We start from the raw sequence: 8,572 nt of genomic DNA, 5'->3' as shown, positions 1-8,572 counted from the left end.
AGTTCGGTGAGGGTGAGGCGCGCGCCCCGGTCGTAGGCGGTGGTGAAGGCGGCCCCCAGGACCCGCCCCGCCCGGCTCTCCGTCTCCCGGCGCACGGAGTTGAGCGCCTCGGAACCCCACCGGCCCTGGTCCACTGCGGCCCAGGCCCGGTCGGCCCCGCCGAGGAGCACGGCCGCCCGCTCGTGCCCGGAGAGCTCGGTGGCGATACGGGCCGTCAGGTCCAGCGTGAGGGCGAGGCCGATGAGGTCGTTGACGGCGAGCTTGAGGCGGAGGGCCTCGCGGGCGTACTGCTCGGCGCGGGGCCAGTCCTGTTTCACGGTGTGGGCGAGGGCGAGCATGCGCAGCACGTAGGAGCGGACCCATTCCTCGCCGTGTTCCTCGCAGAGCCGCAGGGTCTTCTCGCAGACCTCCACGGCCCGGTCGGCGTGGCCCAGGAAGCCGAGGGCGCAGGCGAGTTCGACCTGGTCCAGGCCGACGAGGCTGAGGTGCTGGCCGGGCACGGGTCCGCGGGCGACCCCGGCCTCGAAGTGGGCGAGGGCGGCGGGCAGGTCGCCGGCGAAGAGGCGGATGACACCGATGACGTACTCGGCATGGGCGGCCTCGGCGGTGTCTCCGAGCCCGCGGGCCAGTTCCCGGGCGTCCTCGGCCCGGCGCAGCCCCCGGGTGAGGTCCTCGGGGCATCCGGCGAGCAGTCCGGCCACCCACAGCCCCCGGGCCCGCTCGGAGGTCGCCCCGGGGTTGGCCTCCAGGGCCCGCTCGGCCCAGTACCGGCCCTCCCGGGGTGCCCCGCAGGCGTGCCAGAAGAACCACAGGGCCCCGACCAGCCGCAGTCCGGCGAGGGCGTCGGCGGGGTCCGGCGCGGGGCCCTCGCGGGGTTCGGACAGGCTGAAGTGCAGGGCGGCCCGGAGGTTGTCCTGGTCCGCGCGGAGGCGGGCGACGATCTCGCGTTGCCCGGGGCCGAACCAGGCCCGTTCGCAGGCGGTGGCCCGGCGCAGCATCCAGTCCCGGTGCCGGCGCCGGGTGGCGATCTCCTCGCCCGGCATGCTCCGCAGCCGTTCCAGGCCGTAGTGGCGCAGGGTGTCCAGGAGCCGGTAGCGCACCCCGTCCGGCCCGGGCTCCCGGGACAGCACGGACTTGTCGACGAGGCCCGCGACCGCTTCGAGGACGTCGTCGCCGTGCACGAGGTCCCCGTCCGCGCACACCGCCTCGGCCGTCTCGAGGTCGAAGCCGCCGGCCGGGACCGAGAGCCGGGCCCATACCAACTGCTCGCGATCGGTGCACAGTTCGTGGCTCCAGTCGACGGCGGCCCGCAGGGTGCGGTGGCGGGGCAGGGCCGCGGGGCTGCCGGAGGTGAGCAGGCGGTAGCGGTCGTCGAGGCGTTCCAGGAGCTGTTCCACACCGAGTACGCGCATGCGCACCGCGGCGAGTTCGATGGCGAGCGGCAGTCCGTCGAGCCGCCGGCACAGCCGGGCCACGGCGGCCCGGTTGCCGGCGGTGAGCGCGAACCCGGGGACGACTGCGGCCGCCCGGTCGGCGAACAGGGCCAGCGCCGGATAGCCGTCCGCCGCGGACAGGTCGCCGTCCGGGTCGGGGACCGGCAGCGGCCGTACGTCGAGGAGGTTCTCCTCGGTGAGACCGAGCCGGTGCCGGCTGGTCGCGAGGATCCGCACGCCCGGCGTGCCGCGCAGCAGTGCCGCCGCGAGGTGGGCGCAGGCGCCGAGCAGGTGTTCGCAGTTGTCGAGGACCAGCAGCACTCTGCGGTCGCGCACATGGGCGACGAGCGCGTCGGTCGGCGGTCCGGCGGAGTGGTCGAGGAGGCCGAGCGCGTCGGCCACGGCGAGCGGGACCAGTTCGGGGTCGCGCAGTCCCGCGAGGTGGACGAAGCGGACGCCGTCGGGGAAGGTGCGCTCCGCGCGGGCCGCGATGCGTGCGGCGAGTCGGGTCTTGCCGACGCCGCCGGGGCCGGTCAGCGTGACCAGGCGGGCACGGCTGAGCAGTTCACGGCCGGCGGCCTGTTCACGGCGCCGGTCGACGAAACTGGTCGTCTCGACCGGCAGGTGTCCGGCCCGCCGTGGCGCTGATCCGCCCATGATCAGCCAGCCTCCGGGGTGTGGTCGAAGATCTAACTGTGCGCGCGGCCTCACATATATGCACGTACGGCTCACACCCGCGGGTGCACTTGCCCGGGGATCACTCCGTGGCGCATCGATCCGCGTACACTGCGCGACTTTCCCGGCGCATCAAGAACCCACAGGGAACGCACAGTTCACGCCAATACAGCCGCCCCCACTCTTGACCTGCTCATGCCACAAGCTCACGATGAGCGGCACACCCGCACCGGCAGCACGTCGCAGAGCTCGCTGAACCACCCCCGCTCCACTCCCCGCTTCCGGAGATCCCGGAATCCCTGGAGACCACAGGAGACTTCATGCGACTTCGCACACGCGGTTCCGGCGCCCGCGGCGGCCCCCGTTACGCCGCCCTCGCCGCCGTTCTGGCACTCGCCCTCGCCGCCCCGCTCTCCGCGAACGCCGACAGCGCCCCGAAAGCGGCACCGAGCGCCGAGGACGTCCGCCAGTACGAGATCCACCAGCACACGACACCCGTGACCCGCACGGCCATCCAGCAGACCGGGGTGACCGTCGACGAGGCCGACGAGGAGACCGTCGTCGTCTCCGGACGCGCCGACCAGATCCGGAGACTGCGGCAACTCGGCTACGAGGTCTCCGCCTTGGGATCGGCCCCGGCACGGACCGCGGAGGACGAGGCCCGGCTCTTCGACTTCCCCTCGGCCGACTCTCGCTACCACAACTACGCCGAGATGAACGCCGAGATCGACCAGCGCCTCGCCGCCTACCCGAACATCATGAGCAAGCGGGTCATCGGCACGTCGTACCAGGGCCGGAACATCGTCGCCATCAAGATCAGCGACAACGTGGCGACCGACGAGGCCGAGCCCGAGGTGCTGTTCACCCACCACCAGCACGCCCGCGAGCACCTCACCGTCGAGATGGCCCTGTACCTGCTGCGCGAACTCGGCGCGGGATACGGCAGCGACTCCCGGGTCACCAACATGGTGAACAACCGCGAGATCTGGATCGTCCCCGACCTCAACCCGGACGGCGGCGAGTACGACATCGCCTCCGGCTCGTACCGCTCGTGGCGCAAGAACCGCCAGCCCAACTCCGGTTCCTCCGCGGTCGGTACGGACCTCAACCGCAACTGGGCCTACCGCTGGGGATGCTGCGGCGGCTCGTCCGGTTCGACGTCCTCCGAGACCTACCGGGGTCCGTCCGCCGAGTCGGCGCCCGAGGTCAAGGTGGTCGCGAACTTCGTGCGCAGCCGGGTCGTCGGGGGCGTGCAGCAGATCAAGACCAACATCGACTTCCACACGTACAGCGAACTGGTGCTGTGGCCCTACGGGTACACCTACTCCGACACGGCCACCGGGATGACCGCGGACGACAACGCCGTGTTCAAGGCGGTCGGGCAGAAGATGGCCGCGAGCAACGGCTACACGCCGGAGCAGGCGAGCGACCTGTACATCACCGACGGGTCGATCGACGACTACCTCTGGGGCACGCACAAGATCTTCTCGTACACCTTCGAGATGTACCCGTCGTCCAGCTCCGGCGGCGGCTTCTACCCGCCCGACGAGGTCATCGAGCGGGAGACCTCCCGCAACCGGGACGCGGTGCTGCAACTCCTGGAGAACTCCGACTGCATGTACCGGTCCATCGGGAAGCAGGCACAGTACTGCTAGTGGGCGCGCGCCTCAGTCGGATTCCGCCGGCTCCTCTTCGAAGTACTCGTCCATCACCGCGTCCAACTGCTCGTCCCACGTGGCGAAGTCGGACCGTGAGGCCGCCTCGATCTCGATCGGGTACCAGCGGCGGTCCGGGGTGTGGACCGTGACGGTGTACCGCTTGCCGAACCGGGGCGTCTCCGTCTCGACCGCGCCGATCTCGTCCCAGCGGAACTCGCAGGACTGGTCGTCGAGGGAGAGGCGGACGCCCCGGTGGTCGGCGACGATCCGCGCGCGGCGGTCGGAGGCCTCGAAGACGGGCCCGTCGGGAGTCGCCTCCTCGACGGGCTCTTCGGCAGGCTCCTCGACGACCTCCTCCGAAGTCACCTCCGTGTCCTCCGGGACGGACTCCGCCTCGCCGGACACGGGTGAGGTGAGCCCGGGGATGTAGGCCGGGTCGAATCCGGCGCCTTCCAGGGGCTGGCTGCTCGAACCTATGCGCTGCTCCACAGCGGGCAGTATGGTCGACGATCCTGTGCCCGGCACAGTCGGCCCCTACATCGTTATCGGACGCCTACATGGCCCTCGGACCTTCGTCGAGATCGGCCGGTTCGAGCCCACCAGCCAGACGTGCTCTGCCTGCGGCCACCGCGACGGGCCCGAACCCCTGCGCGTCCGGGAACGGACCTGCCCAGCCTGCGGAGCGCCGGTAAGACCAGAATCCGTTCCGGCACAGCGCGAAGAATCAGGAAGCCATGGACCCCTCACCCGGACCACTGCCGCGGAGCGGAACGGGTCCGGGTGAGGGGTGCCAGCATCCCCGGGCTTCAGCCCGGGAGCACGTCAAACGAAGACGCTCAGGACGGCCGCCACCGCGAACCCGGCCACCGACAGCACCGTTTCCAGCACGGTCCACGTCTTCAGCGTGTCGCGTTCGCTGATGCCGAAGTACTTGGCGACCATCCAGAAGCCGCCGTCGTTGACGTGCGAGGCGAAGATGGAGCCCGCCGAGATCGCCATGATGACGAGGGCGACGAACGCCTGGGAGTGGTGGCCCTCCGAGAGGAGCGGCGCCACGATGCCCGCGGTGGTCACGATCGCGACCGTCGCCGAGCCCTGGGCCACCCGCAGGACCACCGAGATCAGGTACGACAGCACGAGCACCGGCAGGCCGACGTCGTTGAAGGTGTCGGAGAGCGCCTGGGCGACCCCGCTGGCCTTCAGGACCGCGCCGAAGACACCGCCCGCGCCGACCACCAGCAGGATGTTGCCGACCGGCTTGAGGGACGCCGTCGACACCGTCTCCAGCGACTTGCGGGACCAGCCGCGGCGGATGCCCAGCAGGTAGTACGCGAGGAGCAGGGCGATCGTCAGCGCCACGAAAGGGCTGCCGAAGAACTCGATGACCGAGCGGCCCGTGGAGGGGTCGAACGCGATCGAGGAGAACGTGGCCGCGAGGATCAGGACCAGGGGCGTGCCGATGATGCCGAGGACCGTGCCGAGGGACACGGGGTCCTCCCGCGGTACGACTCCCTGCGCGCGCTGCTCCTCGATCACGGCCTGCTTGGCCTCCGCGGCCGCCTCCACCATGTCCTGCGGTACGGCGACGAAGATGCGCCGGCCGACCCACGCGGAGAACGCCCACGCGGCCAGCACCGCCGGGATGCCGCAGACGATGCCCATCAGGATGACCCAGCCGAGGTCCACGTGGAGCAGTCCGGCGGCCGCGACCGGGCCGGGGTGCGGCGGCAGGAAGGCGTGGGTCATCGACAGGCCCGCGAGCAGCGGAAGGCAGTAGAGCAGGATCGACTTGCCGCTGCGCTTGGCGGCCGCGTAGACGATCGGCGCGAGCACGAAGATGCCGACGTCGAAGAAGACCGGGATGCCGAAGATGAGGCCGGTGAGGCCCATGGCGAGGGGCGCCCGCTTCTCCCCGAAGAGGTTCAGCAGCCGGGACGCCAGCACCTCGGCGCCGCCGCTGACTTCGAGGATCGCCCCGAGCATGGTGCCGAGGCCGATGATGATGGCGACATGGCCGAGGATGCCGCCCATCCCGGACTCGATGGTGGACACGGCGTCCGACCGCTGGACGGTGCCGAAGAGTTCGGTGACGGAGAGCCCGGCGAGCAGGCCGACGGCTATGGAGACGCCCAGCAGGGCGACGAAGGGCTGGAGTCTGACCCTGATGATCAGGAAGAGCAGCAGGGCGATGCCGAGGGCGGCGACCGTGAGGAGGCCCGCGGTGCCGTCGATGAGGAGGAGCAGGCCACCGGTGTGCGGGGGTGTCTCGGTGGTCGCGGCGAGCGGTAGGGACATGGGGGTCCTCTGCGTAAGTCCATGGAGCTTTCGGGCAGGGGGGATCGCGGCACGGCACCACGGGAGGTGCCGTGCCGTGTGCGGCGTGCGGGAGTGGAGGGTGCGTCAGCCGAGGACGGCGAGCGCGTCGATCTCGATGAGCAGGCCCGCGGGCAGACCGACGTAGACCGTCGTGCGCGCGGCGGGAGGCTGGGTGAGGCCCTGCTCCTCGAAGTAGGTGTTGTAGATCGCGTTCATCTCGGCGAAGTGGTCCACGTCCGTCAGGTAGACGCGGATCATCATCACGTCGTCCCAGGAGGCGCCGCCCTCCTCCAGGATCGCCTTGACGTTGGCGAGGGTCTGGAGGGTCTGCTCGCGCAGGGTGGGGCCGGCGGGCGTGGGCGGCTTGCCCTCCTCGGCCGGCAGAAAGCCGACCTGGCCGGCGACCTGGAGGATGTTGCCCTTGCGCACCCCGTGGGAGAACTTCGCGGGCGGAGTGGTGTGGGTGCTCGGGGTGAGCGCGGTCTTGTCCGTCATACGGGGTCCTTGGGGTCCTTAGCTGTTGTTCTGCCGGAGTACTCGCCGCTGATGGCATCGGCCGTACGGCGGACCTGGGGGAGGAGGGCGAGGAGTTCCTCGGCGGTGACGACGACGTTGGGCGCGGACACCGACATCGCGGCGACGACCCTGCCGTCGGCGCCGCGGACGGGGGCCGCGACGCAGTTGATGGACTCCTCGTGGCCACCGAGGTCGGTGGCCCAGCCCTGTTCGCGCACCCGCTCCAACTCCTTGAGGAAGGCAGGGGCGTTGGGTGTCGAACGGGCCGTGTACAGGGGGTAGTCGAGCTTGTCCGCGAGGGCGCGGCGCTCGGCCTCGGGAAGGTCGGCGAGCAGCAGCTTCGCGACGGCGGCGACGGTGATGGCGACGGGCTTGCCGATCCGCGAGTACATCCGCACCGGGTAGCGGCTCTCGACCTTGTCGATGTACAGCACCTCGTCCTCCTCGTACACGGCGAGGTGGACGGTGTGACCGCACTGCTCGTTCAGCCGTACGAGGTGGGGGTGGGCGATCTCGCGGATGTCCAGGTTCTCCATCGCCTCCTGGGCCAGCGCGATGAGGCGGGCGCCGAGGCGGTAGCGCTGGTCGGACTGGCGGTAGACCATGCCGTGTTCGTGGAGCGTGCGGAGGAGTCGCAGCGCGGTGGACTTGTGGACGCCGAGGCGGTCGGCGACCTGCCCGAGGTCGGCGGGGCCCTCGGCGAGCAGCGGCAGGATGCTCAGTGCTCGGTCGACGGTCTGGCTCATGGGGTGCGTACCTCCTCCGGGGCCGGGTCGGCTTGCGTCCAGCCGGGGCCGAGTCGAAGTGTCCCCCACGTGTCGTCGCCGAGGGCGGCGAGGCGGTCGGCGTGTGCGCGGGCGGGGGGTGCCGCGAGGTCACCGGGGACGGTGAGGGCGGCGGCGGCCCAGAGGTGGCCGTGCCGGAGCCGGTCCCGCAGGGGCAGTTCGCGCAGGGTCGCGGAGAGGAACCCGGCGGCGAAGGCGTCACCGGCGCCGGTGGTGGCCACGACGTCGACGGAGAGGGCGGGAACGAAGGTGACGTGAGCTTCGGCTGGTCGGGAGTGGGCGTCGCCCGTCGCAGCCGAATTGGCGTGCATGGACCCACCCAGGGGCGCGGGGAACTGCGCGACCAGCCCACCACCACCCGCCGCCGAAACGAATGCCGTAGCCCCCCGTCCTCCCTGCTTCACCACCAGCACCCCGGGCTCGGGCAGGACCCGACGAACAGCCGCCGGACCCCCCGTGACCCCCCACGCCTCCTCCGCCTCGTCCTCGCCGACGAACACGATGTCGGCCCGCCGCGCCAGCTCCAGCAGCACCCGCGGACCCTCCGCGTCCCGCCACAGCCCGGCCCGGTGATTGACGTCGAAGGACACGAGCGGACGTCCCGGCGCGGGAGTCATCAGTTCACGCACCAGCTCCAGGCACTCGGAGGACAACGCGGCGGTGATCCCCGACAGGTGCAGCACCCGCCCCGCCCGCACCGCCGACAGGTCCACGTCGGACACGGACATCACGGAAGCGGCAGACCCTGCCCGGTAGTAGGCGACCTCGTGCCCGGTCGAACCCCGGTCCCCCGCCGTACGGAAGTACACCCCGGTGGGCCGGGACGGATCACGCCCCACCGAGGAGACATCGACGCCGTACCCCCCGATCGTCTCGACCAGGTGGTCCCCGAACCCGTCCGCCCCGACCCGGCTGACCCACCGGACCGCGAAACCGGCGGCGGCCAGGCCGCAGGCCACGTTCGACTCCGCCCCGCCGATGGCCCGGTCGAAGGACGGCACGTCGGCGAGCCGCCCGGGGCGACTGGGCAGGAACGTGACCATGGACTCGCCGAGCGCGACGACGTCCACGGCGTCGGGGGCATTCACGATGGTGCTGGCTCCTTCATTGACCCGGCGTTGGCGTGGATGTTAGACAGCAGTCAGCGATATACGCAATGAACGTTGCACACACTGCAACGCACCCTTCA

General features: G+C 71.2%; 8 protein-coding genes. 2 read left to right on the top strand and 6 right to left on the bottom strand.

The window, feature by feature from the left end; translation table 11 throughout:
• Nucleotides 1–2,090, bottom strand: a 2,090-nt coding sequence (locus AOJ26_RS03290; RefSeq protein WP_053846637.1) for an ATP-binding protein, incomplete at its 3' end; no start/stop codon positions are given.
• 338 nt (nt 2,091–2,428) lie between these two features.
• Here AOJ26_RS03290 and AOJ26_RS03285 point away from each other — a divergent pair.
• A complete protein-coding gene (locus AOJ26_RS03285) occupies nt 2,429–3,763 on the top strand; it encodes a M14 family metallopeptidase (RefSeq protein WP_053846636.1) in 1,335 nt (444 codons plus the stop codon).
• A gap of 12 nt (nt 3,764–3,775) precedes the next feature.
• Here AOJ26_RS03285 and AOJ26_RS03280 read toward each other — a convergent pair whose 3' ends face one another.
• Entirely contained in the window at nt 3,776–4,255 is a 480-nt protein-coding gene (locus tag AOJ26_RS03280) for a hypothetical protein (RefSeq protein ID WP_053846635.1), read from the bottom strand.
• On the opposite strand from AOJ26_RS03280, the gene AOJ26_RS41430 reads away from it, so the two are divergent.
• Nucleotides 4,242–4,550: a zinc ribbon domain-containing protein gene (locus tag AOJ26_RS41430; protein ID WP_420713182.1), complete on the top strand. Its 309-nt coding sequence runs from the start codon at nt 4,242–4,244 to the stop codon at nt 4,548–4,550. The two genes, AOJ26_RS03280 and AOJ26_RS41430, sit on opposite strands and share 14 nt — an antisense overlap.
• Nucleotides 4,551–4,588: 38 nt before the next feature.
• Here the strand turns inward: AOJ26_RS41430 and AOJ26_RS03275 are convergent, their stop codons facing one another.
• The 4 genes from AOJ26_RS03275 to AOJ26_RS03260 form a co-directional block, all read right to left on the bottom strand.
• Entirely contained in the window at nt 4,589–6,061 is a 1,473-nt protein-coding gene (locus AOJ26_RS03275; RefSeq protein ID WP_053846634.1) for a GntP family permease, read from the bottom strand.
• 105 nt (nt 6,062–6,166) lie between these two features.
• Nucleotides 6,167–6,577 (bottom strand): RidA family protein, encoded by a 411-nt coding sequence (locus tag AOJ26_RS03270; RefSeq protein ID WP_053846633.1) that lies wholly within the window; start codon nt 6,575–6,577, stop codon nt 6,167–6,169.
• On the bottom strand, nt 6,574–7,344 hold the full coding sequence (locus tag AOJ26_RS03265) for an IclR family transcriptional regulator (protein WP_053846632.1): 771 nt from the start codon (nt 7,342–7,344) through the stop codon (nt 6,574–6,576). The genes AOJ26_RS03270 and AOJ26_RS03265 overlap by 4 nt, the downstream gene beginning before the upstream one ends.
• Complete coding sequence (locus tag AOJ26_RS03260) at nt 7,341–8,426, bottom strand: sugar kinase (protein WP_234358428.1); 1,086 nt, start codon at nt 8,424–8,426, stop codon at nt 7,341–7,343. Before AOJ26_RS03260 ends, AOJ26_RS03265 begins: the two co-directional genes overlap by 4 nt.
• Nucleotides 8,427–8,572: the final 146 nt, after the last annotated feature.

The sequence above is a fragment of the Streptomyces sp. NRRL B-24085 genome (assembly GCF_001282115.1).
GTDB lineage: Bacteria > Actinomycetota > Actinomycetes > Streptomycetales > Streptomycetaceae > Streptomyces.
This window is presented reverse-complemented; position numbering and strand designations above follow the sequence as displayed.